The organism is Streptomyces sp. P9-2 (assembly GCF_051903975.1).
Lineage (GTDB): Bacteria > Actinomycetota > Actinomycetes > Streptomycetales > Streptomycetaceae > Streptomyces > Streptomyces cellulosae.
On the sequence record NZ_CP192633.1, the window covers coordinates 3096544 to 3122333 of the forward strand.

19 protein-coding genes are annotated in these 25790 nt (G+C 71.4%); 8 read left to right on the forward strand and 11 right to left on the reverse strand.

Going from position 1 to position 25790, the window contains the following annotated elements; genetic code table 11:
* Positions 1–65 precede the first annotated feature (65 nt).
* On the reverse strand, positions 66–1100 hold the full coding sequence (locus ACQY0Z_RS14215; protein ID WP_189896622.1) for a substrate-binding domain-containing protein: 1035 nt from the start codon (positions 1098–1100) through the stop codon (positions 66–68).
* Positions 1101–1519: 419 nt separating this feature from the next.
* On the opposite strand from ACQY0Z_RS14215, the gene ACQY0Z_RS14220 reads away from it, so the two are divergent.
* The 7 genes from ACQY0Z_RS14220 to ACQY0Z_RS14250 all read left to right on the forward strand — a co-directional run bounded on the left by ACQY0Z_RS14220 (position 1520) and on the right by ACQY0Z_RS14250 (position 14343).
* Positions 1520–2791: an extracellular solute-binding protein gene (locus tag ACQY0Z_RS14220; protein ID WP_189896623.1), complete on the forward strand. Its 1272-nt coding sequence runs from the start codon at positions 1520–1522 to the stop codon at positions 2789–2791.
* Between the two features lie 97 nt (positions 2792–2888).
* A complete protein-coding gene (locus tag ACQY0Z_RS14225) occupies positions 2889–3893 on the forward strand; it encodes a carbohydrate ABC transporter permease (protein WP_189896625.1) in 1005 nt (334 codons plus the stop codon).
* Between the two features lie 13 nt (positions 3894–3906).
* Positions 3907–4821 (forward strand): sugar ABC transporter permease, encoded by a 915-nt coding sequence (locus tag ACQY0Z_RS14230; protein ID WP_189896626.1) that lies wholly within the window; start codon positions 3907–3909, stop codon positions 4819–4821.
* A gap of 208 nt (positions 4822–5029) precedes the next feature.
* Positions 5030–6724, forward strand: coding sequence for a glycoside hydrolase family 13 protein (locus ACQY0Z_RS14235; protein ID WP_189896628.1), 1695 nt, complete (start codon positions 5030–5032; stop codon positions 6722–6724).
* Between the two features lie 168 nt (positions 6725–6892).
* Positions 6893–8266: an alpha-amylase gene (locus ACQY0Z_RS14240; RefSeq protein WP_439812366.1), complete on the forward strand. Its 1374-nt coding sequence runs from the start codon at positions 6893–6895 to the stop codon at positions 8264–8266.
* 251 nt (positions 8267–8517) lie between these two features.
* A complete protein-coding gene (gene pulA, locus ACQY0Z_RS14245) occupies positions 8518–13926 on the forward strand; it encodes a pullulanase-type alpha-1,6-glucosidase (RefSeq protein ID WP_439812367.1) in 5409 nt (1802 codons plus the stop codon).
* Between the two features lie 57 nt (positions 13927–13983).
* Positions 13984–14343, forward strand: coding sequence for a 5-carboxymethyl-2-hydroxymuconate Delta-isomerase (locus ACQY0Z_RS14250; RefSeq protein ID WP_189896634.1), 360 nt, complete (start codon positions 13984–13986; stop codon positions 14341–14343).
* A 3-nt stretch (positions 14344–14346) separates the two neighbouring features.
* On the opposite strand, the gene ACQY0Z_RS14255 is transcribed toward ACQY0Z_RS14250, so the two are convergent.
* The 3 genes from ACQY0Z_RS14255 to ACQY0Z_RS14265 all read right to left on the reverse strand — a co-directional run bounded on the left by ACQY0Z_RS14255 (position 14347) and on the right by ACQY0Z_RS14265 (position 17326).
* Entirely contained in the window at positions 14347–14646 is a 300-nt protein-coding gene (locus tag ACQY0Z_RS14255) for a hypothetical protein (protein ID WP_381730154.1), read from the reverse strand.
* Entirely contained in the window at positions 14643–15338 is a 696-nt protein-coding gene (locus tag ACQY0Z_RS14260) for a TetR/AcrR family transcriptional regulator (protein WP_189896637.1), read from the reverse strand. Before ACQY0Z_RS14260 ends, ACQY0Z_RS14255 begins: the two co-directional genes overlap by 4 nt.
* Positions 15339–15403: 65 nt before the next feature.
* Positions 15404–17326 (reverse strand): hypothetical protein, encoded by a 1923-nt coding sequence (locus ACQY0Z_RS14265; RefSeq protein WP_439812368.1) that lies wholly within the window; start codon positions 17324–17326, stop codon positions 15404–15406.
* A gap of 192 nt (positions 17327–17518) precedes the next feature.
* Between ACQY0Z_RS14265 and ACQY0Z_RS14270 the strand changes: the two genes are divergently transcribed.
* Positions 17519–17950 (forward strand): hypothetical protein, encoded by a 432-nt coding sequence (locus ACQY0Z_RS14270; RefSeq protein ID WP_189896640.1) that lies wholly within the window; start codon positions 17519–17521, stop codon positions 17948–17950.
* 125 nt (positions 17951–18075) lie between these two features.
* Here the strand turns inward: ACQY0Z_RS14270 and ACQY0Z_RS14275 are convergent, their stop codons facing one another.
* The 7 genes from ACQY0Z_RS14275 to ACQY0Z_RS14305 all read right to left on the reverse strand — a co-directional run bounded on the left by ACQY0Z_RS14275 (position 18076) and on the right by ACQY0Z_RS14305 (position 25758).
* On the reverse strand, positions 18076–19617 hold the full coding sequence (locus ACQY0Z_RS14275) for a DUF1996 domain-containing protein (RefSeq protein ID WP_189896642.1): 1542 nt from the start codon (positions 19615–19617) through the stop codon (positions 18076–18078).
* Positions 19618–19829: 212 nt separating this feature from the next.
* Positions 19830–20483: a response regulator gene (locus ACQY0Z_RS14280; RefSeq protein WP_381730151.1), complete on the reverse strand. Its 654-nt coding sequence runs from the start codon at positions 20481–20483 to the stop codon at positions 19830–19832.
* The gene (locus ACQY0Z_RS14285) at positions 20468–21733 is read right to left on the reverse strand and encodes a sensor histidine kinase (RefSeq protein WP_439812369.1); all 1266 of its coding nucleotides are present in this window, start codon (positions 21731–21733) and stop codon (positions 20468–20470) included. Before ACQY0Z_RS14285 ends, ACQY0Z_RS14280 begins: the two co-directional genes overlap by 16 nt.
* A gap of 68 nt (positions 21734–21801) precedes the next feature.
* Positions 21802–22812, reverse strand: coding sequence for an NAD-dependent epimerase/dehydratase family protein (locus ACQY0Z_RS14290; RefSeq protein ID WP_439812370.1), 1011 nt, complete (start codon positions 22810–22812; stop codon positions 21802–21804).
* Positions 22813–22880: 68 nt separating this feature from the next.
* A complete protein-coding gene (locus ACQY0Z_RS14295; protein WP_189896648.1) occupies positions 22881–23450 on the reverse strand; it encodes a winged helix-turn-helix domain-containing protein in 570 nt (189 codons plus the stop codon).
* A gap of 281 nt (positions 23451–23731) precedes the next feature.
* A complete protein-coding gene (gene glnII / locus ACQY0Z_RS14300) occupies positions 23732–24760 on the reverse strand; it encodes a glutamine synthetase (protein ID WP_347226593.1) in 1029 nt (342 codons plus the stop codon).
* A 302-nt stretch (positions 24761–25062) separates the two neighbouring features.
* Positions 25063–25758 carry a hypothetical protein gene (locus tag ACQY0Z_RS14305; RefSeq protein ID WP_189896652.1) on the reverse strand — a complete coding sequence of 232 codons (696 nt, stop codon included), beginning with the start codon at positions 25756–25758 and terminating at the stop codon, positions 25063–25065.
* Between the last annotated feature and the right edge of the window lie 32 nt (positions 25759–25790).

Consider the following 25790-nt stretch of genomic DNA (forward strand, 5'->3'; position numbering starts at 1 on the left):
TCTGCCCCGGGAACAGGCCCTCCGTCTCCTCCCCGGGCAGGGCGCACCCGCGCCCGCTCTCCCCCTCAAGGACGATTGCGGTCCCCGGGCGCCGACGCCGTCGAACCGCGCACCACCAGCTCGGGCATGAACACGAACTCGCTGTGCGGGGCGGGCGTGCCGCCGATCTCCTCCAGCAGCGTGCGCACCGCCGCCTGCCCCATCGCCGGGACCGGCTTGCGGACGGTGGTCAGCGGCGGGTCGGTGAAGGCGATCAGCGGCGAGTCGTCGAAGCCGACCACCGAGATGTCGTCCGGCACCTCCAGCCCGCGCTGCCGGGCCGCGCGGATCGCGCCGAGCGCCATCATGTCGCTCGCGCACACCACGGCCGTGCAGTCCCGGTCCATCAGCGCGCTGGCCGCGGCCTGCCCGCCCTCCAGCGTGTACAGCGAGTGCTGGATCAGCTCCGTCTCGACCGTCTCCGCGCTCAGCCCCAACTGCTCCTGGACGGCCCGGACGAAGCCCTCTATCTTCCGCTGCACCGGCACGAACCGCTTCGGGCCGAGCGCGAGACCGATGCGGGTGTGCCCGAGGGACGCGAGGTGGGTGACGGCCAGCGCCATCGCGGCCCGGTCGTCGGGGGAGATGAACGGCGCCTGCACCTTCGGCGAGAAACCGTCCACGAGCACGAACGGCACGCCCTGCGCCCGCAGCCGCTCGTAGCGCTGCATGTCGGCGGTGGTGTCGGCGTGCAGTCCCGAGACGTAGATGATGCCGGCGACGCCGCGGTCCACGAGCATCTCGGTCAGCTCGTCCTCGGTGGAGCCGCCGGGGGTCTGGGTGGCGAGCACGGGGGTGTAGCCCTGCCTGGTCAGCGCCTGGCCGATCACCTGGGCCAGCGCCGGGAAGATCGGGTTCTCCAGCTCGGGCGTGATGAGCCCGACGAGCCCCTCGCTGCGCTGCCGCAGCCGCACCGGCCGCTCGTAGCCCAGCACGTCGAGGGCGGCGAGTACGGACTGGCGGGTGGTGGCGGCGACGCCCGGCTTCCCGTTCAGGACCCGGCTGACGGTCGCCTCGCTCACCCCCGCCTGAGCAGCGATATCAGCAAGCCGTGTGGTCACAGGACCGGACTGTATCTGCCGGTTGTCGCCTTGCACACCGATCGGACGCCTGGTGCGCGCCGTGGGACGGCCCGTGGTGGGCTGCTGGCTCATCGCGATCCCTCAAGTCGTGGTCGGCGTCCGCTCCGCAAGGGATGATTCCCCCGGCGGCAACGGATGGCAAGTGTTTGCAGAGTCTTGCACAACAGTCCGAACCCAAGGCGTACGGGCGGAAACCAGGGTTGCGCGACGGTCGAGAACGGGTCACGGCGGCATAACTCTCGCGGGCTCTTGCAAAACTTTTCTGCAAGGTCTTTCGGAAAAGTTCCGGCGCTGTTACGTTCACGTCGCCCGGCCGCCGCAACGGCGCAGTCGGCACCTCGCGGGACGGCAGACGGGGCCGTTCCCGCCTCACGGGCTTAACCCTCAAGGAGAACCTCATGCGGCGTGGCATAGCGGCCACCGCGCTGGTGGCGTCCCTCGCCCTCGCGGCGACGGCCTGCGGCGGCGACAGCGACAGCGAAGGCAAGGCCGGCGGCCCGGTCACCATCACCTGGTGGGACACCTCCAACGCGACCAACGAGGCGCCGACCTACCAGGCCCTGGTCAAGGAGTTCGAGGCCGCCAACAAGGACATCAAGGTCAACTTCGTCAACGTCCCGTTCGACCAGGCGCAGAACAAGTTCGACACCGCCGCCGGTTCCAAGGGCGCCCCCGACGTGCTGCGCTCCGAGGTCGGCTGGACCCCCGCGTTCGCCAAGAAGGGCTTCTTCCTGCCCCTCGACGGCACCGAAGCCCTCGCCGAGCAGGACAAGTTCAAGCCCAACCTGCTCGAGCAGGCGAAGTACGAGGGCAAGACCTACGGCGTCCCCTTCACCACGGACACCCTCGCGTTCGTCTACAACAAGCAGCTCTTCGCGAAGGCCGGCGTCGAGGCCCCCAAGACCTGGGACGACCTGAAGAAGGCCGCCGCCACGATCAAGGCGAAGACCGGCGTCGACGGCTACTGGGGCTCCACGGCCGGCTACTACGCCCAGCCGTTCCTCTACGGCGAGGGCACCGACATGGTCGACGCCGAGGCCAAGAAGATCACGATCAAGTCCGCCGAGGCCAAGAAGGCGTACGGCACCTGGCTGAGCCTCTTCGAGGGCAAGGGCCTGCACAAGGCCGACGTGACCGCCGACGCCTACGCCCACATCCAGGACGCGTTCGTCAACGGCAAGGTCGCCTCGATCATCCAGGGCCCGTGGGAGATCACCAACTTCTACAAGGGCTCCGCCTTCAAGGACAAGAACAACCTCGGCATCGCCACCGTCCCCGCCGGCTCCGCGGGCAAGGCGGGCGCCCCCACCGGCGGTCACAACCTCTCCGTCTACGCCGGCTCCAGCAAGGAGAAGCAGGAGGCCGCGCTGAAGTTCGTGAAGTTCATGACCTCGGCGAAGGCGCAGGAGACCATCGCGCTGAAGAACTCCACGCTTCCGACGCGTGACGACGCCTACACCGCGCAGGTCAAGGCCGACCCGGGAATCGCCGGCTACCAGACGGTCCTCTCGGCCGCCCAGCCGCGCCCGGCGCTGCCCGAGTACAGCTCCCTGTGGGGCCCGATGGACGACGAGCTGCCGCAGATCGCCGGCGGCAAGGAGTCCCTGGACAAGGGTCTGAGCGACGCGGAGGCCGCGTTCACCAAGCTGGTGCCGGACTTCTCCAAGTAATGCCCGCGTGGCCGCCGGACCCGCTTCCCGGAGGGGAGGGTCCGGCGGCCGCCGGCCTGTGTGCCGTAATCCTTGATCATCCAGAAGGTGCCGAACCATGACAGTCGCCATCGACCGCGCGACCGGCAAGCGCCGCGGTGACCGCGCGCCCCGCCCCGGACCGGGGCAGCGCCTGAAGCGCTCCTACCAGAAGCACTGGTACGCCTACGCCATGATCGCGCCGGTCGTCCTGGTGCTCGGCGTCATCGTGCTGTACCCCCTGGTCTACGGCTTCTACCTCACGCTCACCGACGCGGACAGCCTCAACTCGGCACGCACCATCGGCGTCAACGAGATCGAGGCCACCTACACGTTCATCGGCATCGACAACTACGCCGAGATCCTGTGGGGGGAGACCTCCTACGACCGGTTCTGGTCGCACTTCATCTGGACGATCGTGTGGACGGCCGCCTGCGTCGCCCTGCACTACGGCATCGGTCTGGGCCTCGCGCTGCTGCTCAACCAGAAGCTGCGCGGCCGCACCTTCTACCGGCTGATCCTCATCCTGCCGTGGGCCGTGCCGACCTTCGTCACCGTCTTCGGCTGGCGCTTCATGCTCGCCGACTCCGGCATCATCAACTCCGGCCTCGACTTCCTCCACCTGCCCACCCCGGCCTGGCTGGAGGACTCCTTCTGGCAGCGGTTCGCCGCCATCATGGTCAACACCTGGTGCGGTGTGCCGTTCATGATGGTCTCCCTGCTCGGCGGACTGCAGTCCATCGACAGCAGCCTCTACGAGGCCGCCGAGATGGACGGCGCGAGCGCCTGGCAGCGGTTCCGCCACGTCACCCTGCCCGGACTGCGCTCGGTCAGCTCCACCGTGGTCCTGCTCGGCATCATCTGGACGTTCAACCAGTTCGCGATCATCTTCCTGCTGTTCGGCAACACCGCGCCGGACGCGCAGATCCTCGTGACCTGGGCCTACCAGCTCGGCTTCGGGCAGCAGCCGCGCGAGTTCGCCGAGTCCGCGGCCTACGGCATGCTGCTGCTGGCCGTCCTGATCGTCTTCACGTCCTTCTACCGGCGCTGGCTGAACCGCAACGACCAGCAGCTCGCGATCTGAGGCGGGAGTCTTCATGAGCACCTCGACCCTCCCCACCGCCGCCGGGGCCGGCGAAACCGCCGGCGAGCGGACCGCAGCGCCCCGCAAGGGCCGCCGGCGCGGTGAGGTCAGCCCCCTGGGCCGCCTCACCTCCCACGGCATCCTGATCGTGGCCAGCCTGATCGCCCTGTTCCCGGTCGCCTGGCTGGTCTTCCTGTCCCTCGGCCCCGACAAGGACGACTATCTGCGTCCCGGCGGGATCTGGGGCAAGATGACACTGGACAACTACTCGTTCGTGCTGCAGAACACGAACTTCTTCGACTGGCTGAAGAGCTCGCTGATCGTGTCGCTCGGCACCACGGTCATCGGCGTCCTGGTGGCGGCCACCACCGGCTACGCGGTCTCCCGCATGCGCTTCCCGGGCTACAAGAAGTTCATGTGGGTGCTGCTGGTCACCCAGATGTTCCCGGTGGCCGTGCTGATGGTCCCGATGTACCAGATCCTGTCGGACCTCCAGCTCATCGACAGCTACCTCGGCCTGATCCTCGTGTACTGCACCACGGCCGTGCCGTACTGCGCCTGGCTGATGAAGGGCTATTTCGACACCATCCCGTTCGAGATCGACGAGGCGGGACGCGTCGACGGACTGACCCCGATCGGCACGTTCGCGCGGCTGATCCTGCCGCTCGCCAAGCCGGGGCTCGCGGTCGCGGCGTTCTACAGCTTCATCACCGCGTTCGGCGAGGTGGCGTTCGCCACGACGTTCATGCTGGACGACAAGAAGTACACGCTGGCCGTGGGGCTGCAGAGTTTCGTGAGTGAGCATGACGCTCAGCGGAATCTGATGGCCGCGACGGCTGTGCTGATCGCGATACCCGTGTCCGCGTTCTTCTATCTCGTGCAGAAGAACCTTGTCGCCGGCCTTACTGCCGGTGGCACCAAGGGGTAAGTCCCGGGGGACTTCTGCTGTCGGCCGGCTGCGGATTCGCCGTGGCTGGGCGCCCACGCGGCGGAGCCGCACATCAGCACAGTCCCGCGCCCCTGAAGGGCGTTGCCCTTCCCCTGGGTCCGAGGCGGCCGCGTTGGCCATCCGACCCCGCTGTCATCGCGGCCGCCTCCACTTAGCTTCCCTGCCCGAACCCCGTATCAAGGACGTCATGAGTCAGCAGCAGTCCGCCGCCCCGGCCCCGACCCCCACGACCGACTCGGCCGTCGCCACCGTCGCGCGGCGCCGTGACTGGTGGCGGGACGCGGTGATCTACCAGGTGTACCCGCGCAGCTTCGCCGACAGCAACGGCGACGGCATGGGCGACCTGGAAGGCATCCGCTCCCGGCTGCCGTACCTGCGTGACCTCGGGGTGGACGCCGTGTGGCTGAGCCCCTTCTACGCCTCCCCGCAGGCCGACGCCGGGTACGACGTCGCCGACTACCGCGCCGTCGACCCGATGTTCGGCACCCTGCTCGACGCGGACGCGCTGATCCGTGACGCGCACGCGCTGGGTCTGCGGATCATCGTCGACCTGGTGCCCAACCACTCGTCCGACCAGCACGAGTGGTTCAAGCGCGCCCTCGCGGAGGGCCCCGGATCGCCGCTGCGCGAGCGCTACCACTTCCGTCCCGGCAAGGGCGAGAACGGCGAACTGCCGCCCAACGACTGGGAGTCGATCTTCGGCGGCCCGGCGTGGACCCGGGTCACCGAGCCCGACGGCACCCCCGGCGAGTGGTACCTGCACCTCTTCGCGCCCGAGCAGCCCGACTTCAACTGGGAGCACCCGGCGGTCGGCGACGAGTTCCGCTCCATCCTGCGGTTCTGGCTGGACATGGGCGTGGACGGCTTCCGCATCGACGTGGCCCACGGCATGGTGAAGGCCCCGGGGCTGCCGGACCTGGGCTCGCACGACGAGATGCGGCTGCTGGGCAACGATGTCACCCCGTTCTTCGACCAGGACGGCGTGCACGACATCTACCGGCAGTGGCGTCTGATCCTCGACGAGTACTCCGGCGAGCGTATTTTCGTGGCGGAGGCGTGGACACCCACCGTCGAGCGCACCGCCAACTACGTCCGCCCGGACGAGCTGCACCAGGCGTTCAACTTCCAGTACCTGGCGTCCCACTGGGACGCGGCCGAGCTGCGCGAGGTCGTCGACCGCACCCTGGACTCGATGCGCCCGGTGGGCGCCCCGGCCACCTGGGTGCTGTCCAACCACGACGTCACCCGGCACGCCACCCGCTTCGCCAACCCGGCGGGCCTCGGCACCCAGATCCGCGAGGCCGGCGACCGTGAGCTGGGCCTGCGCCGGGCCCGCGCGGCGACCCTGCTGATGCTGGCGCTGCCCGGCTCGGCCTACGTCTACCAGGGCGAGGAGCTGGGCCTGCCGGACGTCGTCGACCTGCCGGACGAGGTGCGCCAGGACCCGGCGTACTTCCGCGGCGCGGGTCAGGACGGCTTCCGTGACGGCTGCCGCGTGCCGATCCCGTGGACCCGTGAGGGCTCCAGCTACGGCTTCGGCGACGGCGGCAGCTGGCTGCCGCAGCCCGAGGGCTGGGGCGAGCTGAGCGTCGAGGCGCAGACCGGCGTGCCCGGCTCCACGCTGGAGCTGTACCGCTCGGCGCTCGCCGTGCGGCGCGAGCAGGCGGACCTGGGTGCGGGCGACGCGGTCGAGTGGCTGGCCGCGCCCGAGGGCGTGCTGGCCTTCCGCCGCGGTGAGTTCGTGTGCGTCGCCAACACCACGGGCGCCCCGGTGACCGTGCCCGCGTACGGCCGGGTGCTGATCACCAGCGGCGAGGTGGAGGAGACGGGCGGCGAGGCCGTGGTCGCGGCCGACACGACCGTGTGGTGGACGACGGCCTGACGGTCGTACGCCCCGCAACTTTTTTCCTTCAAGTTGGTACGGCCCGCTGCCCTTTCGGGTTGCGGGCCTCTAACATCTGCGTTGCCGCAAGGTTGCTGAACCTTTCTGCAAGAAGATTCAACCAACCTGTGCGGTACTCCCCACACCCTTCGATGAAGAAGGACCCACATGGCACGCAGAACCCTCGCCGGGATAGCCGCCCTCGTGGCCGCCTCGGCTGTCATGACCCCGACAGTGGCAGAGGCCTCCCCGCCCGGCTCCAAGGACGTCACGGCCGTCCTCTTCGAGTGGAACTTCGCCTCGGTAGCCCGTGAGTGCACCACCACCCTCGGCCCCGCGGGCTACGGCTACGTGCAGGTCTCCCCGCCCGCCGAGCACATACAGGGCTCGCAGTGGTGGACCTCGTACCAGCCCGTCAGTTACAAGATCGCCGGACGGCTCGGCGACCGCTCCGCCTTCAAGAGCATGGTGGACACGTGTCACGCGGCCGGCGTGAAGGTCGTCGTCGACACCGTCATCAACCACATGTCCGCCGGCAGCGGCACGGGCACCGGCGGTTCGTCGTACACGAAGTACAACTACCCCGGCCTGTACTCCTCCTACGACTTCGACAACTGCACGTCGGAGATCAACAACTACGGCGACCGCTGGAACGTCCAGAACTGCGAACTGGTCGGCCTCGCCGACCTCGACACCGGCGAGGACTACGTCCGCGGGGCCATCGCCGGGTACATGAACGACCTGCTCTCCCTCGGCGTGGACGGCTTCCGCATCGACGCGGCCAAGCACATCGCCGCCGCCGACCTGGCGAACATCAAGTCCCGCCTGAACAACCCCTCCGCGTACTGGAAGCAGGAGGTCATCTACGGCGCAGGCGAGGCCGTCCAGCCCACCGAGTACACCGGCACCGGCGACGTCCAGGAGTTCCGCTACGCCTACGACCTCAAGCGGGTCTTCACCAACGAGAACCTCGCCTACCTGAAGAACTACGGCGAGGGCTGGGGCTATCTGAACAGCGGCTCCGCCGGCGTCTTCGTCGACAACCACGACACCGAGCGCAACGGCTCCACGCTCAGCTACAAGGACAACGCCAACTACACCCTGGCCAACGTCTTCATGCTGGCCTGGCCCTACGGCGCCCCGGACATCAACTCCGGCTACGAGTTCTCCAACAACGACGCCGGACCGCCCAACGGCGGCCGTGTGGACGCCTGCTGGCAGAGCGGCTGGAAGTGCCAGCACAACTGGCCGGAGATCAAGTCGATGGTCGGCTTCCGCAACGCCACCCGCGGCCAGGCCGTCACCAACTGGTGGGACAACGGCGGTGACGCCATCGCCTTCGGCCGGGGCAGCAAGGGCTTCGTGGCCATCAACCACGAGTCCGGCTCCCTGACCCGCACCTACCAGACCTCCCTCCCGGCCGGCACGTACTGCGACGTGCAGAGCAACAGGACGGTGACGGTGAACGGTTCGGGCCAGCTCACCGCGACCCTCGGCAGCAACACCGCCCTCGCCGTGCATGCGGGCAGGAGCAGTTGCTGAAGCACTGACCGAGACGTCCGGCGGCCCGCTCCTCGGCCGCCGGACGTCGACGCACCCTCCGCGTCCGTCTGACTCGTCCGCCCCTGCCGGAAAGCTCCCGCTGGAAGTTCTTGCCGACTCTTTCACGACTATTGCTGTAAGGCTTTCAACGAGGGTACGGTCACGCCGACGCTCCGGTGATGTGGCCGAAACAGTCCCCGCCGGGGCGTGGGGTCGGACCCAATGAGCCGTAAGCGCAAGGAGTTCACGCCTTGATACCCAGATGGCCCGCGCCCCCGGGGCGCCGCACCGCGCGGGGCCGCCGCGTCGCCGCCGTCACGGTGGCCGCGCTCGCCGCGGCACTCGTGCAGCCGGTCGCCGCCCGAGCCGCCACCCCGCCCGCGCCCCCCTCGGACGCGAAGCTCGCCTCCTCCCCGGCGCGCCACGACCTGACGCGGGAGCAGTTCTACTTCGTCCTGCCGGACCGTTTCGCCAACGGGGACCCCAGGAACGACCGCGGCGGACTGACCGGTTCGCGCCTCGCCCACGGGTACGACCCGACCGACAAGGGCTTCTACCAGGGCGGCGACCTCAAGGGGCTCACGCAGAGGCTCGACTACATCAAGGGGCTCGGCACCACCGCCATCTGGCTGGCGCCGATTTTCAAGAACCAGCCCGTGCAGGGCACCGGCAAGGACGCCTCGGCCGGCTACCACGGGTACTGGATCACCGACTTCACGCAGGTCGACCCGCACTTCGGCACCAACCAGGACCTCGAGACCCTCGTCGACAAGGCCCACGCCAAGGGCATGAAGGTCTTCTTCGACGTCATCACCAACCACACCGCCGACGTCGTCGACTACGAGGAGAAGTCCTACGACTACCTCTCCAAGGGCGCCTTCCCGTACCTGACGAAGGACGGCGTGCCCTTCGACGACTCCGACTACGCCGACGGCACGCGGAAGTTCCCGGGCGTGGACGCCGGCGCCTTCCCGCGCACCCCCGTGGTGCCCGCGGCGAAGAAGCGCCTCAAGGTGCCGTCCTGGCTCAACGACACGTCGATGTACCACAACCGCGGCGACTCCACCTTCGCCGGCGAGTCGGCCGAGTACGGCGACTTCTCCGGCCTCGACGACCTGTGGACCGAGCGTCCCGAGGTCGTCGACGGCATGGAGAAGATCTACCAGCGCTGGGTGCGGGACTTCGACATCGACGGCTTCCGGATCGACACCGTGAAGCACGTCAACATGGAGTTCTGGACCCAGTGGGCCACCGCGCTCGACGCGTACGCGGCGAAGCACGGCAGGGACGACTTCTTCATGTTCGGCGAGGTGTTCTCCTCCGACACGGACGTCACCGCCCCCTACGTCACGCAGGGCCGGCTCGACGCCACCCTCGACTTCCCCTTCCAGGAGGCGGCCCGCACGTACGCCTCCCTGAGCGGCAGCGCCAAGAAGCTCGCCTCGGTCTTCGGTGACGACTTCAAGTACACGACCGACAAGGCCAACGCGTACGAGCAGGTCACCTTTCTCGGAAACCACGACATGGGCCGCATCGGCACGTTCCTGAAGCAGGACAACCCGGAGGCGTCCGACGCGGAGCTGCTGCGGCGGGCCATGCTCGCCAACGAGCTGATGTTCCTCAGCCGCGGCAACCCGGTCGTCTACTACGGGGACGAGCAGGGCTTCACCGGCGCCGGCGGCGACAAGGACGCCCGCCAGACCCTCTTCGCGTCCCGCACCGCCGACTACCTCGACGACGACCTGATCGGCACCGACCGCACCCACGCCGAGGACACCTACGACACCCGCTCCCCGCTGTACCGGCAGATCAGCGCCCTCGCCGAGCTCCGCAAGGCGCACCCGGCGCTGACCGACGGCGTCCAGCAGGAGCGGTACGCCGACGACGGCCCCGGCGTCTACGCCTTCTCGCGCACCGCGGCCGGCAAGGACACCACCGAGTACGTCGTCGCCTTCAACAACGCCGCTCAGACCAGGCAGGCCACCTTCGCGACCGGTTCCGCAGGGATGACCTTCAAGGGCGTCCACGGCACCGACGCGACCGTGCGCAGCGACGCCGACAAGAAGATCACCGTCTCCGTCCCGGCCCGCTCCGCGATCGTCCTGAGGGCCGCCGCCCCGCTCGCCAAGCCCGAGGCGAAGCCCACGCTCACCCTGAAGGCCCCCGAGGCGGGCGCCACCGGCACCGTCGAGGTCACCGCCGACGTCCAGGGCGGCCGGCTCAACCGGGTCGTCTTCGCCGCCCAGACAGGCAACGGCACCTGGCAGACGCTCGGCTCCGCCGACCACGCCCCCTACAAGGTCACCCACACCATCGGCGAGGAGGTGCCCGCCGGCACCGCCCTGCGCTACAAGGCCGTCGTGATCGACTCGGCCGGCCGCACCGCGAGCGCCCTGGCCGCCTCCACGACCGGCACCCCGCCCGCCGAGGAGGAGCCCGCCGCCGCCTCCCGTGACTACGCGATCGTCCACTACCAGCGCCCCGACGGCGACTACGCGGACTGGAGCCTGTACGCCTGGGGCGACCTGGCGGACGGCGAGGCCACCGAGTGGCCGACGGGCCACGCCTTCACCGGCCGCGACGCCTACGGCGCCTTCGCCTGGGTCAAGCTGAAGCCGGGCGCCTCCGACGTGGGCTTCCTCGTCGTCGACAAGGACGGCAACAAGGACGTCGCGACCGACCGCACCATCGACGTGACCCGCACCGGCGAGATCTGGATCAAGCAGGGCGACGAGACCGTCACCACCGAGCGGCCCGAGTACCCGGCGCAGGACACCACCAAGGCCGTCCTGCACTACCACCGCGCCGACGGGAAGTACGACGGCTGGGGCCTGCACACCTGGACCGGCGCCGCGAACCCCACCGACTGGTCGAAGCCGCTGGAGCCGGTGAAGACCGACGCGTACGGCGCTGTGTTCGAGGTGCCGCTCGCCGAGGGTGCGACCAGCCTCAGCTACATCCTCCACAAGGGCGACGAGAAGGACCTCCCGACCGACCGGTCGCTGGACCTCAAGGCCAACGGCCACGAGGTGTGGCTGGTGAGCGGGCAGGAGAAGTACCTGCTGCCGCAGCCCGCCGGGTCCGCGGCCGCCCTCGACCTGACCACCTCCAAGGCGGTCTGGACCGACCGCTCCACCCTCGTCTGGGACGGCTCCGCCGCGGCCGCCTCCACCCAGCTCCTCGCCTCCCGCACCGGCTCGGTCGTGGTGAAGGACGGGAAGCTGGACACCGGCGACGCCCGCTGGATCCGCCTGACGAAGTCGGCCCTCACCGACGCGCAGAAGGCGGAGTTCCCCCACCTCGCCAAGGGCACCGCCTGGACGGTCGACCCGCGTGACCGCGACCGGGTGCGCGAGGCCCTGCGCGGCCAGGTCGTCGCCACCCAGCGCGCCGCCAACGGGGCCGTGCTCGCGGCCACCGGCGTGCAGACCGCCGGCGTCCTCGACGACCTGTACGCCTCCGGCGCCACCAGGGCACAGCTCGGCCCGGTCTTCCGCCACGGCCGGCCCACCCTCTCCGTGTGGGCGCCGACCGCGCGGAAGGTCGCCCTCGAGATCGGCGGCCGCACGGTCGCCATGCGCCGCGACGACGCCACCGGCGTCTGGTCCGTCACCGGCCCCGCCTCCTGGAAGGGGAAGGAGTACCGGTACGCGGTGACCGTGTGGGCGCCCGCCGCCGGCGATGTGGTCACCAACAAGGTCACCGACCCGTACGCGACCGCCCTGACCACCGACTCCGAGCGCAGCCTCGTCGTCGACCTGGCCGACCGGTCGCTCCAGCCGCGCGGCTGGGACGGCTACACCAAGCCCAAGGCCGTGCCGCTGAAGGACGCGCAGATCCAGGAACTGCACATCCGCGACTTCTCCGTCGAGGACCGCACGGCCGAGCACCCCGGCACCTACCTGGCGTTCACCGACAAGGACAGCGACGGCAGCAGGCACCTGCGGAAGCTGGCCCAGGCCGGCACCTCGTACGTGCACCTGCTGCCCGCGTTCGACATCGCCACCATCCCGGAGCGGAAGTCCGACCAGGTGACCGTCGACTGCGACCTCGCCTCCTACCCGGCCGGCTCCGACAAGCAGCAGGAGTGCGTCGCCAAGGCCGCCGCCAAGGACGCCTACAACTGGGGTTACGACCCGTACCACTACACGGTCCCCGAGGGCTCCTACGCCACCGACCCGGACGGCACGGCCCGCACGGTCGAGTTCCGCAGGATGGTCAAGGCGCTCAACGAGGACGGCCTGCGCGTGGTGATGGACGTGGTCTACAACCACACCGCCGCCCACGGCCAGGCGAAGACCTCCGTGCTCGACCGGATCGTCCCCGGCTACTACCAGCGGCTGCTCGCCGACGGCTCCGTCGCCAACAGCACCTGCTGCTCCAACACGGCGCCCGAGAACGCCATGATGGGCAAGCTGGTCGTGGACTCGGTCGTCACCTGGGCCAAGGAGTACAAGGTCGACGGTTTCCGCTTCGACCTCATGGGCCACCACCCGAAGGAGAACATCCTCGCCGTCCGCAAGGCCCTCGACGCCCTCACGCCGAAGAAGGACGGCGTCGACGGCAAGAAGATCATCCTGTACGGCGAGGGCTGGAACTTCGGCGAGATCGCCGACGACGCCCGCTTCGAGCAGGCCACGCAGAAGAACATGGCCGGCACCGGCATCGCCACCTTCTCCGACCGGGCCCGTGACGCCGTGCGCGGCGGCGGACCCTTCGACGAGGACCCCGGCGTGCAGGGCTTCGCCTCCGGTCTCTACACCGACCCCAACTCCTCGGCCGCCAACGGCACCCCGGCGGAGCAGAAGGCCCGGCTGCTGCACTACCAGGACCTCATCAAGGTGGGCCTGAGCGGCAACCTCGCCGGCTACACGTTCACCGACACCGACGGCAAGCAGGTCAAGGGCTCCCAGGTCGACTACAACGGCGCACCCGCCGGCTACGCGGCCGCCCCCGGCGACGCCCTCGCCTACGCGGACGCGCACGACAACGAGTCGCTGTTCGACGCGCTCGCCTTCAAGCTGCCGAAGGACACCCCGGCCGCGGACCGCGCGCGCATGCAGGTCCTCGCCATGGCGACCGCCGCCCTCTCGCAGGGCCCGGCGCTCTCCCAGGCGGGCACCGACCTGCTGCGCTCCAAGTCCCTGGACCGCAACTCCTTCGACAGCGGCGACTGGTTCAACGCGATCCACTGGAACTGCGCGGACGGCAACGGCATGGGCCGGGGTCTGCCGCCGGCCGCCGACAACAAGGACAAGTGGCCGTACGCCGAGCCGCTCCTCGGATCCGTCACGGTGGGCTGCCCGCAGATCGAGGGCGCCTCGGCCGCGTACCGGGACCTGCTGAAGATCCGTACGACGGAGAAGGTGTTCTCCCTCGACACGGCCGAGCAGGTGCAGTCCCGGCTCTCCTTCCCGCTGTCCGGGAAGGACGAGACGCCCGGCGTGATCACCATGAGGCTGGGCGACCTGGTCGTGGTTTTCAACGCCACGCCGGAGCGGCAGCAGCAGCGGGTCGCCGCGCTCGCCGGGACGGACCACCGTCTGCACCCGGTGCAGGCGGCGGGCGGGGACGCGGTCGTGAAGACCTCGTCCTACGCGACGGCGACCGGCACGTTCACGGTGCCGGCCCGCACGGTGGCGGTGTTCACCGCCGGCTGACCGGCTGACCGTGGCTGCGGCTAGTGTGGGCCCTCCTGACCTGGACCAGGAGGGCCCATGCCGCAGATCACCGTCGACTACTCGGACAACCTCGCGGACGGTTTCGACCGGCCCGCGTTCGCCCGGGACCTGCACTCCGCCGTGGTGGAGATCGCGGCGGCGAAACCGCCCGCCTGCAAGACGCGCTTCCGGCGCACCGAGGACCCGGTGGTCGGCCCCGACACCGAGGGCCACGCACTGGTCCACGTCCACATCGCCCTGCTGCCCGGCCGCACCGACGAAACCAAGTCCCGCCTCACGGAGACGGCCCTTGACCTGCTGCGGCAGTACGTGAAGCCGGCCGACGGCCAGATGCTGCACGCCTCGGCCGAGATTCGCGACCTGGACCCGTCCTACCGGAAGTTCGAGGGGGAGTAGCCCTCAGTGCAGGTCGGGCCGGCCCAGCCACGCCGGCACCACCGGCACGCCGTCCTCGTCCCGCTGGGAGCGCCACGCCCCGTCGACGACGAGCAGGAAGCCGTCGCCGTCCCTGAGCAGGCGGCGGCGGTCGTGGTGGAAGGGATGGGCGGGCACATACGCCCGCGCCCGCCGCTCCAGCTCCGCGAGCGCCTCCGCCCGGCTTCCCCCGACGTGCGCCACCACGGTGGCCTCCGTGTGCCTGCGCTCCCCGGTGCCCACGGTCGTCCCGACGACCAGGCCCCGCGTCGTCACCGCGCTCATTCCTGGGCCAGCGAGATCATCCGGGTGGCGAGGTCGGTGAAGGGGCCGTCGCCCGGTTCCTGTTTGAGCAGGCCCCGCAGCAGCGTGGCGAGTTCCTCGTCGCGGGCCGCCGCCACCGCGGCCAGGGCCGCGAAGTCCTGGACCAGCTTGGTCTCCAGCTCCTCGCGCGGCACCCGCCGCCCGTCCAGCCAGATCAGCGCCGTCGACTCCACCAGCGAGATCCACGAGCGCACCACCACTTCGAGGCGGGCGGGCGCGGGGCCCACCACGCCCATGTGCGCCAGCATCTGCTCGTAGGCGGCCTGACGCACGGAGTCCACCAGGGCGTTGGTGGTGGAGGAGCCCACGGCGGGGCCGCCGCGCATCAGGGCGGAGAAGCCGGGGCCGTGTTCCTCCACGAAGTCGAAGAAGCGCGCCATCACCCGCCGCAGCCGCGACCCCAGCGGGCCTTCGTGCGGCTCGGCGAACCGGGACGACAGGTCCTCCGCCGCCCGCCTCAACGCGGCCTCGTACAGGCTGAGTTTGCCGGGGAAGTAGTGGTAGACGAGCGGGCGCGAGATGCCCGCGCGGGACGCTATCTCGTCGATCGAGACCTCGTCCGGGGAACGCTTGCTGAACAGTTCGAGAGCCACGCCGATCAACTGCTGCCGGCGCTCCTCGACTCCCATCCTCCGACGCACCCCGGTACTCATACGAACACCTTACCGATCGATTCCGGCCTCCCACGGGCCGGAGCCGACACCGGTGTTCCCCCGGATCACCGCAGCCCGCCGACCGACCCCCCGTCCTCAAGTGTGCCCTCGAGGTCGGCCCTCGCACCCTTCTCGGCGCGTACCGACAGCAGCCGGTCCTTCGCCCTGCCCTCGATGCCGCCGGTCGCCTCCACGGACGTCACCCCCTCGCTGCCGGCCGCGAGCAGGTACCAGGTGCCGCCGGCGGACTTCCACAACACCCCCGCCAGTACGTCCGGTTGCCGCTTCCCGCAGGCCGGCGTGTTCTCCGCGCGCGCCGCCACCGCCCCGTACCGCGCGCCCGGCGAATGGAACTGCGCCAGCACCCGCGCCCCGGTGCCCCGCCAGGTCTCCCCGCGCGTGCACAGCCACTCGGCCTCTTCGTCGGTGCCGGGCAGCGGCTGTTCCGCGTACGCCCAGGCGTTGACGCTGCGCACGCCCGCCGACCGCATCACCGCCAGCGAGCAGGCGTACGGCTCCCACGTCCGCAGCGCCGTCTCGCCGGACACGTCCTTCACCTCGCCCGGGCGGCCGGTGGTGAGCCGCGCCGGGACCAGCTCGCCCAGGTCGGTGAGGAGCCGGGTGTCCGCGCCGTCGGTCAGCTCCAGCGCGTTCCACGCCGTGCACGGCTCCCGCCCCTGACCGGAGACGAACGGCCCGGTCACCCCGTCCTCCAGGGGCAGCTCCTTCGCGCCCTCGTCCGGCTCGCGCAGATCCCGCTCGCCCGCCCCGCTCACCCACGGGGCCAGCAGGAAGCGGACGTTGCCGTCCGAGCGGCTCAGCACCACCGCGCCCGCCCCGGTCCGCCCGGCCCCGTCGACCCGCGCCAGGTCCAGGACCGCGCCCTGTTCCCCCTGCTCCGGCTCGGCGTACCGGGCGAGACGCCAGCCGTCGTACAGGATCACCACGCGCGCGGCGTCCACCGTGCCCGCGTACAGCAGCTGCGGCGGTCCGGCGGGCCCGCCCGTGGGGGTGCCCGGGGTCGCCGACGCCGTGACGCCCTCACCAGGCCGCGCCCACACGGCGAGCGCACGGCGCAGCAGCGCCCGGTCGCCGGTGAGCGCGCCCCGCGCCGGCCACACCGAGAAGTCCGTACGCGCCGACGACTTCCACGCCGACGCCGGCACCCGGGTCAGCTTCGCGGGGTCGAGCGCGGCCTGCGCGGCCGGATTGCGCGCGTACGGGGGAGCGGCCGGGCCGTCGGCGCCCCAGCCGTCCCCGGGCAGCGACAGCAGCGCCCCGCACACCGCCAGCGCCGCCGCCCCGACCAGCGCGGCCTTCAGATGCCGGCGGCGGCGCAGCAGGTCCGTCGGCCGGGCCTGCAGCGAACAGGGGTCGAACTCGGGCGACTCGAGCAGCCGGTACGGGTCGGGGACGGAGTCGGCCTCCACGAGAACGGCGTCCGGGTCCGCGACGCCCGCGTCGTCCAGCACCCGGCGCACGTCGGCGTCCGGCAGCAGCTCCAGACCGCGCAGCGCGTGCGCGGCACGGGCGGGACCGGACAGCCCCGACAGCCGCTGGTCGAGGGCCAGTTCGTCGGCGCCGCCCGGCCTCGGGAACACCCGCAACCCCCACACCTGGGGCAGGAGCGGCGGCAGCTGGGCCCGCTTCGGCAGGCCCCGGCGGCGCAGCGGCAGACCCGCCTCCAGCGCCGACCGCACCACCTGCAGCCGCACCAGCGCGTACCCGGGGTCGCCGTCCCGGCCGGCGCTCTGCGCGGGGATCAGCGGCGCGTCGGCCGTGCCCCGGGGCAGCGCCCGCTGGACCAGCGCGTGCGCGGTGAGCACCCGCCGGGTGCGGCCCATACGGGACGGAAGCACCAGGTAGGCGAGCCGCACGAGCCGCGGATAGTGCTCGACGAGCGCGGCCTCGGCCTGTTCGACGTCCACGGCCGGACCGGCCGGGGAGGAGGGCGCGGGGGACTGGGCGGCGGCATCCTGTGACTGCACGTTCAGCAGAACGAGCGAATCCGCCGTTGGTCACCTGACACCCGCGTCCTTCCGGCCACCGGCCGCGCGGACCCGGCGCGGCGATTGAGCGCGCGGCGCGCCGCAGCCGTATCGAATGCCGAGAGCCCCGCGCCGGGGCTCCGAGCGGCATGTCGCCGCCCCACGATGTCGCCGTCAGGACCGGAGGAACACATGAGGGTGACCCGACCGAAGCTCGCGCTGACCTGCGCGGTGGCGGCCCTGGCGCTGGCGGGCTGCGGGTCCGGCGGCCACGGGGGGCACGAGGTGCCGCCCACCGCCACCGGCAGCCTGGAGAAGCTGGCCGCCGAGGCGAAGTGCGACCCGGACATGCAGACCGACGCCGACACCATCCGGCAGGCGCTGTGCGGGAAGGGCGGCGAGAAGTACGTCCTCGCCACCTTCTCCACCGACCGCGGCCAGGCCGAGTGGCTCAGCACGGCCAAGGACTACGGCGGTTACTACCTCGTCGGCCGCAAGTGGGTCGCCGTCGGCGAGGAGAGGACGGTCGAGGCGCTGCGGACGAAGCTCGGCGGCGAGCTGGAGGAGGGCTCCGAGCACATGAACCCCGGCGGCAGCCACAACAAGGGCGGTCACCACGGCTGACCCGCTCGAGTCACCGGTACGACAGAAGGCCGGCGGTGGGATCTCCCACCGCCGGCCTTCTCCCTTTTCCCTCAGTTCCCCTCAGTCCCCTCGGTTCCCCGGGGGTTCCTCAGCGGCCCTGCCGTCTACTGGCAGTCCTGGCCGCTGTTGATGCACTCGACCATCTCGTTCATCACGTTCTCGTCGAAGAAGTTGATGAAGTCGTTGTGGTCGGTGATCGGCTTGTGCAGCTGCTCCGGGAAGGTGTCCACCGCGTACGGGTTCACCAGCTGCCCGTTGTCCACCTGCGGTGCCGGGATGTTGTCGTACACCAGGCGGACCTGGAGCTGCGGGATGGCCTGGAAGCCGTTCGGGCAGCTGCCGTCCTCGCCGACGAACGCGACGTGCGTGCGGTGGTTGGCGCTGTCGGTGTTCTGGCCGTCCCAGCAGCTCTGGAAGGCGGTCGTACGGACCACGCCGCTGCCCTCGGGGCAGATCGGGTACTTGTCCGTCACCTGACGGTCCTCGAAGCCGGTGCAGCTCCACGCGGTGTTGGCGTTGCCCAGGCCGTTGGTGAAGGCCTTGGCGTCACCGGTGATGATGCGCAGCGCCCGCGGCATCGCCACGACCTCGCTGGTGCGGTTGCCGACGAACGTCAGGTTCACCTCGGTGGGCGCGACGATCTTGCCCACGTTGCCGTCCTGGCCGCCGCCCGGCTGGTCCTGGTCGATGTCCTGCGTACCGTCCTGGATCCGCAGCACCGGCCAGAAGTACGACGACCGGTCGCCCTGGTTCTGGCAGCTCGTGTCGCCGCCCGCCAGGTCCTCGTCGCTCGCGAAGGCGTTGTTGGCCTGGTTGCCGACGTAGTCGTGCTGGTGCTGGGCGCCGTTGCTGACGCCGGGGGCCACGATCACGTTGTCCGAGTTGCGCAGCGCGTTCTCGTTGGTGCCGCACACGGTGGTGAAGCTGCCGGTCGAGCCGGAGTCACCGTTCGCGGGGAGGCCGTTGGGCAGGTTGCGGGTGCCCGGCTGGACGTCCTCGATGCGGATGAAGTCGTCCGCCGCCGGACCGTTCCCGGCCTGGCCGCCGTTGTCCTGGCCGCCGTCCTGACCGCCGCCGTTCTGGCCGCCGTCCTGCTGGCCGCCGTCGTTCTGGCCGCCGTCGTTCTGGCCTCCGCCGTCCTGACCGTCGCCCTGGCCGCCGTCACCGTTGCCGGGCTGCTCGGCGGGCACGCCCTGGCAGCGGGCGAACCGGCCGAGGTCGCGCTCCTGGCCGCCGGCCCGCTTGATGTTGATGTTGATGCGGTCCAGGGTGGCCGCCCGCTTGTCCTTCAGCGGGGCGAGGATGGCGTTGTCGACGTAGCTCGCGTCGCCCGCCTGCGCCTGGCGCGTCTCGGCGAGACGCGTGTACGCGTCGGTGATCTGCCGGTCGAGCCGGGCCAGTTCACGCGCGACGCCCCAGCGCGCCTTGCGGGGCACCTTGGTCAGCTTCTGGCCGACGTCGGGACAGTTGATCGTGGCGACCCGTGCCTGCCCCGACCTGGTGGTGTTCTGCCCGCCGTTCTTCTCGTGCGCCGAGGCGTAGAAGTTGGCCCAGACCAGACCGCCCCCACCGATCGCCAGGGCCGCCGCCCCGGCTATCACCTTGGTGGCCAGCGGTGTACGGCGTTTTCTCGTGTTGCGTCCCATGGAACTCCTCTGACTTCCTTGCGGGGCATCCCTTGCGGGGCATCGAGGCGCCCGTGAGGGGAAGCGGCGCCCATGAGTACGCGCCCCGTCCCACGGGTGTTCACCCGTCACAGGAATCGGTGCGAAGTCAGTGCGGTCCCGTAGGTTTCAACAGGCTTGTGAATACCGGGAGTTGCGGGTACCCCACCCGGGGTGAATCACGGCGTCCGGTTTCACCGGCCGTGGTCGAGATACGCGAGAACCGCCAGCACGCGGCGGTTGTCGTCGTCCGACACCTCCAGGCCCAGTTTCGCGAAGATGTTCGCGGTGTGCTTGGCGACGGCCCGTTCCGTCACCACCAGCCGCGCCGCGACGGCCGCGTTGGTCCGCCCCTGCGCCATCAGCTCCAGCACCTCCCGCTCCCGGGGCGTCAGCCGCTCCAGCGGCCGGTCCTCGGCGGACCGCCGGGCCAGCAGCTGCTGGATCACCTGCGGGTCCATCGCCGTGCCGCCCGCCGCCACCCGCCGCACCGCGTCGGTGAACTGCTCCGCGTCGAACACCCGGTCCTTCAGCAGATAGCCCACCCCGCCGGCCCCGTCCGCCAGCAGCTCCCGCGCGTACAGCCGTTCCACGTGTTGGGACAGCACCAGCACCGGCATCCCGGGCCGCCTGCGCCGGGCCTCCAGCGCGCACTGCAGCCCCTCGTCGGTCTGCGTCGGCGGCAGCCGCACGTCGACCACCGCCACGTCCGGCTCCTCCTCGGCCAGCGCCCGGGTCAGCTCGGGCCCGGACGCCACCGCCGCCGCGATCTCGAAGCCGTGCGCCTCGAGCAGCCGGACGAGGCCGTCGCGCAGCAGGAAGAGGTCTTCGGCTAGGACAACGCGCACGGGATCTCCACGGTGACCAGGGTGGGGCCGCCCGCGGGACTGCTGACGGCCAGGACCCCGTCGAAGGTACCGAGCCTGCGCTCCACCCCGGCCAGCCCCGAACCGGACCCCACCACCGCGCCGCCCCGCCCGTTGTCCGTGACGGTGCCCCGCAGCCGGCCCTCCGCGTGGTGCACGTCCACCCAGATCCGGTCCGCGCCGGAGTGCTTCACCGCGTTGGCGAGCACCTCGCTCACGGCGAAGTACGCGGCCGACTCCACCGGCGCCTCGGCCCGCCCGGGCAGCGACACGTTCACCTCCGTGGCCACCGGCAGCCGCAGCGCCAGCGCCCGCACCGCGTCCCCGAGCCCCCGCTCGGCCAGCACCGGCGGATGGATGCCCCGCACCAGCTCCCGCAGCTCGGTCAGCGCCTCCGCGGAGGACTGCCGGGCCCGCGCCAGCAGTTCCCGCGCCCGCGCCGGGTCCCGCTCGACGAGCGCCTCGACCGTCCCCAGGTCCATGCCGACGGCGACCAGACGCGCCTGCGCCCCGTCGTGCAGGTCCCGCTCGATGCGCCGCAGTTCGGCGGCGGACGCGTCCACCGCGTCCCGCCGGGTCTCGGTCAGCACCCGCACCCGCTCGGCCAGCTCGCTCCCGCCCGGCGCCAGCACGGCCCGCGCGAGCAGGAAGTGCGCGCGCAGCACCCGTACGGCGGTGAAGTGCCCGGCCGCGAGCAGCGCCAGGGCGAGCGCTCCGGCGGCCGGCGCGGTCGCCTGCCCGGACACCGGCACGAAGCCGTACCACCACGGGTCCGGCAGCACCCGCCACAGCCCGGCCGCCACCGCGATCCCCTCCAGCGGGTAGAGGAGCAGGGCGGCCGTCAGCACCGCGGTGGCGAACCCGGCCGTCATGTCGACGAGCAGCCACAGCAGGTCACGCCAGGTCGCCGGATCGCCCAGCATCCCGAACGTCCGCCCCCACGGGTTCGCGTCCTTCGGCAGCGGCCTGTACACGCGCGGGATACGCACCCCGGCCCACTCGGCCGCCAGCACCCGCCGCAGGTCCGCGAACGCCCGCACGCCCTTCAGCACGTACGGGGTGGTGACGATGCCGACGCCGACGGGGATCAGGCCGATCGACACCACGGCCGTCACGAAGCACACCACCGCGCCCGGCAGCGACACCGGCGCCAGCGCCAGCCCTCGTACCGCCGCGAGCGGGAAGCCCCGTGCCGCGCCCGCCCTGCCGTGTCCGTCCGCCCCGGTCGTCATGGGCCCAGTCTCGCCGTCGCCGGCCGTCCGCACACTGGGCCCGGCCCCCGCTCCGGGGGTGGGGCCACCTACACCCCCGAGGCCGCGGCCAGCACCTTCGCCTCGGTCTCCGGGTCCAGCCCTTTGGACGTGCGGTCCGGGCGCTGCGGGGCCGTGCCGCCGATCTGCCGCAGCCAGGCCCAGGTGTCGGCGACGGTCTCCAGGACCGGGCGGCAGCGCAGCCCGGTGGCGACCGCCCGGGAGACGTCCGCCGCGTGCAGGGTGTCGTGCAGGCCGGTGTGCGGCGGCACCCATACCGGCAGCTCGGTCCACGGCTCCACCCCGGCGTCGAGGATCACCTCGGGCGCCGTCCACCGCAGCTCGGCCGGACCCCCGGTCACCTGGACGCAGGCCTCGAGGAGCTCGCCCATGGTGGCGTGCCCCGACGGCGAGGTGAGGTTGTACGGCCCGCCGAGACCCCGCCCGGCCGCGTCCAGGATCCACTCCGCCTGGTCGCGGACGTCGACGTACTGCAGGGGCAGGTCCCGCGGGCCGGGGGCGAGCACCGGACCGCCGCGCGCCATGCGGTTCAGCCACCAGGGCAGCCGGCCCACGTTCTCGTACGGCCCGAGCAGCAGCCCGGACCGCACCAGCAGCGACCGGTCCGCGCCGAACGCCTCCTCCACGGCCAGCTCCCCGCCCCGTTTGTCCCGCGCGTAGTCCGTCGGTCCGGCGTACGGGGAGGCGCCCTCCACCACGGGCGCGTCCTCGCCGTACCCGGCGGGCGGCGCCCACGCGTACACCGAGCGGGTCGACACGTACACGTACCGCCCGGCGCGGTCCCGCAGCAGCCGCGCCGTGTCCCGCACCGCGCGCGGGGCGGACGACCAGGTGTCGACGACGACGTCCCAGGTGCCCGGGTCCTCGTCGAGCGCCGCCAGGCCGTCCACCGCCGTCCGGTCGCCCAGCAGCGGGCGCACGCCGTCCGGCGCCGCGTGCCGTCCCCGGTGGAAGACGGTCACCTCCCAGCCCCGCGCGAGCGCCGCGTCGACGACCGCCCGGCCCGCGAACTCCGTACCACCCAGCACCAGAAGTCTCATACCGGCGACTCTGCCCCGGCGGACGGCACGGGGGAAGGGCGCTCTGCTGTCGGCAGACCGGACCGGGTTCAGCGCCGCACGGGCGGCACGTACTTGTAGCCCACGCGGCGCACGGTGCGGATGGCGTCACGGAACTCCGGGCCGAGCTTGCGGCGCAGCCGCGCGATGTGGACGTCGACGGTCCGCCCGTCGCCGACATGGCCGTACCCCCACACCGTGGACACCAGCCGGTCCCGGGTGTGGACCCGGTCCGGGTGCGCCACGAGATGCGCGAGCAGCTCGAACTCCAGGTATGTCAGATCGAGTTGACGCCCGCCGACCTCGGCGGTGCGGCGCACCGGGTCGACCCGGATCAGCGCGTCGGTGTCCCTGGCCGCGTCGGCGGGTGCGGGAGCGGGCGCGGCCTGCGGGAAGGGCGGCTGCCGGTCGGCGGGGACCAGCACCAGGTAGCCGACCATCGGCGGCCGGCCGGGCAGCACGGGCACGGCGTCCGGCGGTGCGGGCAGCAGGGTGGCGCCGGGCGGCAGGAGTTGGGCCACGGCCGCCACGTCGTCCCGGTCGACGGCACGCAGCCGGGCACGGGCGGGCGGGACGGGGGCGGCGGGAACGGGGGAGGAGAGGGAAGGGGTGGTCGCCATGGGACGTCAGCTCTTTCGCGCGAAGGGTTCGTCGAGGGACGTACACGGTGCGCGGCGGCCGAAGGCCGGGAAATGATCCGGGCGTTACAGGGCCGGCGCGTTCGTCGCGCGACAACACACCCGGTCGAAGTCGTGGTGCTGACGGGAAGGCCAGAACGGCTCCAGGTCACGTCGACCCGTCGCGTGGTGGGTGCGGAAGCCGGCCATGGGTCCATTGAAGCAGACGGCGCGAGGGGCGCCCACCGTCCGGCGGGCGCCCCTCGGGAGTCGTGCGGTGCGGATCAGACCTGGCCGGCCTTCTCCAGCGCGGTGCAGCAGGTGTCGACCAGCAGACGCGTCACCACGTACGGGTCGACGTTGGCGTTGGGGCGGCGGTCCTCGATGTAGCCCTTGCCGTCCTTCTCGACCTGCCACGGGATGCGGACCGAGGCGCCGCGGTCGGAGACGCCGTAGGAGTACTCGTTCCACGGGGCGGTCTCGTGCAGGCCGGTGAGGCGGTCGTCGATGCCGGCGCCGTAGTTCTTGACGTGGTCCAGCGGCTTGGAGCCCTCGCCCAGCGACTCGGCGGCGGTGATGATCGCGTCGTAGGACTCGCGCATCGCCTTGGTGGAGAAGTTGGTGTGCGCGCCGGCGCCGTTCCAGTCGCCCTTGACCGGCTTGGGGTCGAGGGTGGCGGCGACGCCGAAGTCCTCGGCGGTGCGGTAGAGCAGCCAGCGGGCCACCCACAGCTGGTCGGAGACCTCCAGCGGGGACAGCGGGCCGACCTGGAACTCCCACTGGCCGGGCATGACCTCGGCGTTGATGCCGGAGATGCCGAGGCCCGCCTTCAGGCAGTTGTCCAGGTGCGCCTCGACGACGTCACGGCCGAAGATCTCGTCGGAGCCGACACCGCAGTAGTAGCCGCCCTGGGGGGCCGGGAAGCCGCCCTTGGGGAAGCCCAGCGGGTAGGCGTCCTTGAAGAACGTGTACTCCTGCTCGATGCCGAAGATCGGCTCCTGCGCGGCGAACTTCTCGGCCACCTCGGCCAGCGCGGCGCGGGTGTTGGACTCGTGCGGGGTCATGTCCGTGTTCAGGACCTCGCACAGCACCAGGACGTCGTCACCGCCGCGGATCGGGTCAGGACAGACGAAGACCGGCTTGAGCACGCAGTCGGAGGCGTGCCCCTTGGCTTGGTTGGTGGAGGACCCGTCGAAGCCCCAGATCGGCAGCTCGGCGCCCTTCGCGTCGTCGCCCAGGATCTTCGTCTTGGAACGCAGCTTGGCGGTCGGCTCGGTGCCGTCGATCCAGATGTACTCGGCCTTGAAGCTCACGGTCCACATCCTTCGGGGTGGGTCTGGGCGCTTGGTGCGGATGCCTGCGGCGCTGCGGCACTGGGGCGCCGCCGTCGATGCCCCGCAGCTTGTCAACAGGCGGTTTCCCGTCCATTGCCCAGGTGTGAACCCCGTGTTACCGGCAGCCCGTGTGCCCGGCGCCACTCCGTGAGGGCGCGGGGGAGGGTGGCCGGGTGTATGCGATGGGGCGTGAATAGGCGTGACGGCGTGTGACGACGCGTGAAGGCCCGCCGCTCCCTTCCTGAGCGGCGGGCCCCCGGCACCTCACGCGCGTGTGGACCTCACCCCACCTTCTCGATCACGGCCCGGCGGATCAGGAACTTGCCCGGCTCGCGGACCTGCTCGAAGGCGGCGTTGTTCAGCAGCACACAGCTGCCGGACACCGAGGTGACCTCCACCGTCGTGGACTTGTTGTTGTCCAGGTTGGTGACCTTCAGCTTGGTGCCGGCCGGGAACTGGTTGCTGGACGCGGCCGGGGCGCCGGCCTCGCCGGACAGGGTGACGGTCGAGCCGTTGCACACCTGCTCACCGGCCGCGGCGCCGCCGCCGGCCTGACCGCCCTGGCCCGCCTGCTCCTCCTGCCCCGCCTGTCCTTCCTGACCGCCCGCGGCGGGCTGCGACGGGGCGGGCTGCTCCGGCTGCGCCGGCTGGGAGCCCTGAGCCGACTCCCCCACCGTGCACCCGGACGCCTCCTGCTGGACCTTGATCTGCGCGATGACGGCCTCGCGGTTGGCGATCCGCGCCTCGGACTGGGCGTCCGGGTTGGCCCGCTGGCCCGCGACGAACCGCTCGTTGTTGCCGAGCGCGGTGGCCAGCCCCTGGCACACCGTCGAGTCGGCCGCCGACTTGGTGGTGGCGGCGGGCGGGCTGGCGTTGGACGTGGTCGCCATGACGAAGGCGCCGCCGCCCGCCACCGTGGCCGCGCTCAGCAGCAGAGCGAGCTTCTTCTTCGGGCCGAGACTTCTCCTGCGCGACATGCGCGCCTCCAATGGATCGGGGGAGCGTACGC

What these genes read in the sequence shown, in the direction of transcription:
- ACQY0Z_RS14220 (WP_189896623.1), top strand. Translation starts at nt 1,520, where the DNA reads ATGCGGCGTGGCATAGCGGCCACCGCGCTGGTGGCGTCCCTCGCCCTC.
- ACQY0Z_RS14225 (WP_189896625.1), top strand. Translation starts at nt 2,889, where the DNA reads ATGACAGTCGCCATCGACCGCGCGACCGGCAAGCGCCGCGGTGACCGC.
- ACQY0Z_RS14230 (WP_189896626.1), top strand. Translation starts at nt 3,907, where the DNA reads ATGAGCACCTCGACCCTCCCCACCGCCGCCGGGGCCGGCGAAACCGCC.
- ACQY0Z_RS14235 (WP_189896628.1), top strand. Translation starts at nt 5,030, where the DNA reads ATGAGTCAGCAGCAGTCCGCCGCCCCGGCCCCGACCCCCACGACCGAC.
- ACQY0Z_RS14240 (WP_439812366.1), top strand. Translation starts at nt 6,893, where the DNA reads ATGGCACGCAGAACCCTCGCCGGGATAGCCGCCCTCGTGGCCGCCTCG.
- ACQY0Z_RS14250 (WP_189896634.1), top strand. Translation starts at nt 13,984, where the DNA reads ATGCCGCAGATCACCGTCGACTACTCGGACAACCTCGCGGACGGTTTC.
- ACQY0Z_RS14255 (WP_381730154.1), bottom strand. Translation starts at nt 14,646, where the DNA reads ATGAGCGCGGTGACGACGCGGGGCCTGGTCGTCGGGACGACCGTGGGC.
- ACQY0Z_RS14260 (WP_189896637.1), bottom strand. Translation starts at nt 15,338, where the DNA reads ATGAGTACCGGGGTGCGTCGGAGGATGGGAGTCGAGGAGCGCCGGCAG.
- ACQY0Z_RS14270 (WP_189896640.1), top strand. Translation starts at nt 17,519, where the DNA reads ATGAGGGTGACCCGACCGAAGCTCGCGCTGACCTGCGCGGTGGCGGCC.
- ACQY0Z_RS14275 (WP_189896642.1), bottom strand. Translation starts at nt 19,617, where the DNA reads ATGGGACGCAACACGAGAAAACGCCGTACACCGCTGGCCACCAAGGTG.
- ACQY0Z_RS14285 (WP_439812369.1), bottom strand. Translation starts at nt 21,733, where the DNA reads ATGACGACCGGGGCGGACGGACACGGCAGGGCGGGCGCGGCACGGGGC.
- ACQY0Z_RS14290 (WP_439812370.1), bottom strand. Translation starts at nt 22,812, where the DNA reads ATGAGACTTCTGGTGCTGGGTGGTACGGAGTTCGCGGGCCGGGCGGTC.
- ACQY0Z_RS14295 (WP_189896648.1), bottom strand. Translation starts at nt 23,450, where the DNA reads ATGGCGACCACCCCTTCCCTCTCCTCCCCCGTTCCCGCCGCCCCCGTC.
- ACQY0Z_RS14305 (WP_189896652.1), bottom strand. Translation starts at nt 25,758, where the DNA reads ATGTCGCGCAGGAGAAGTCTCGGCCCGAAGAAGAAGCTCGCTCTGCTG.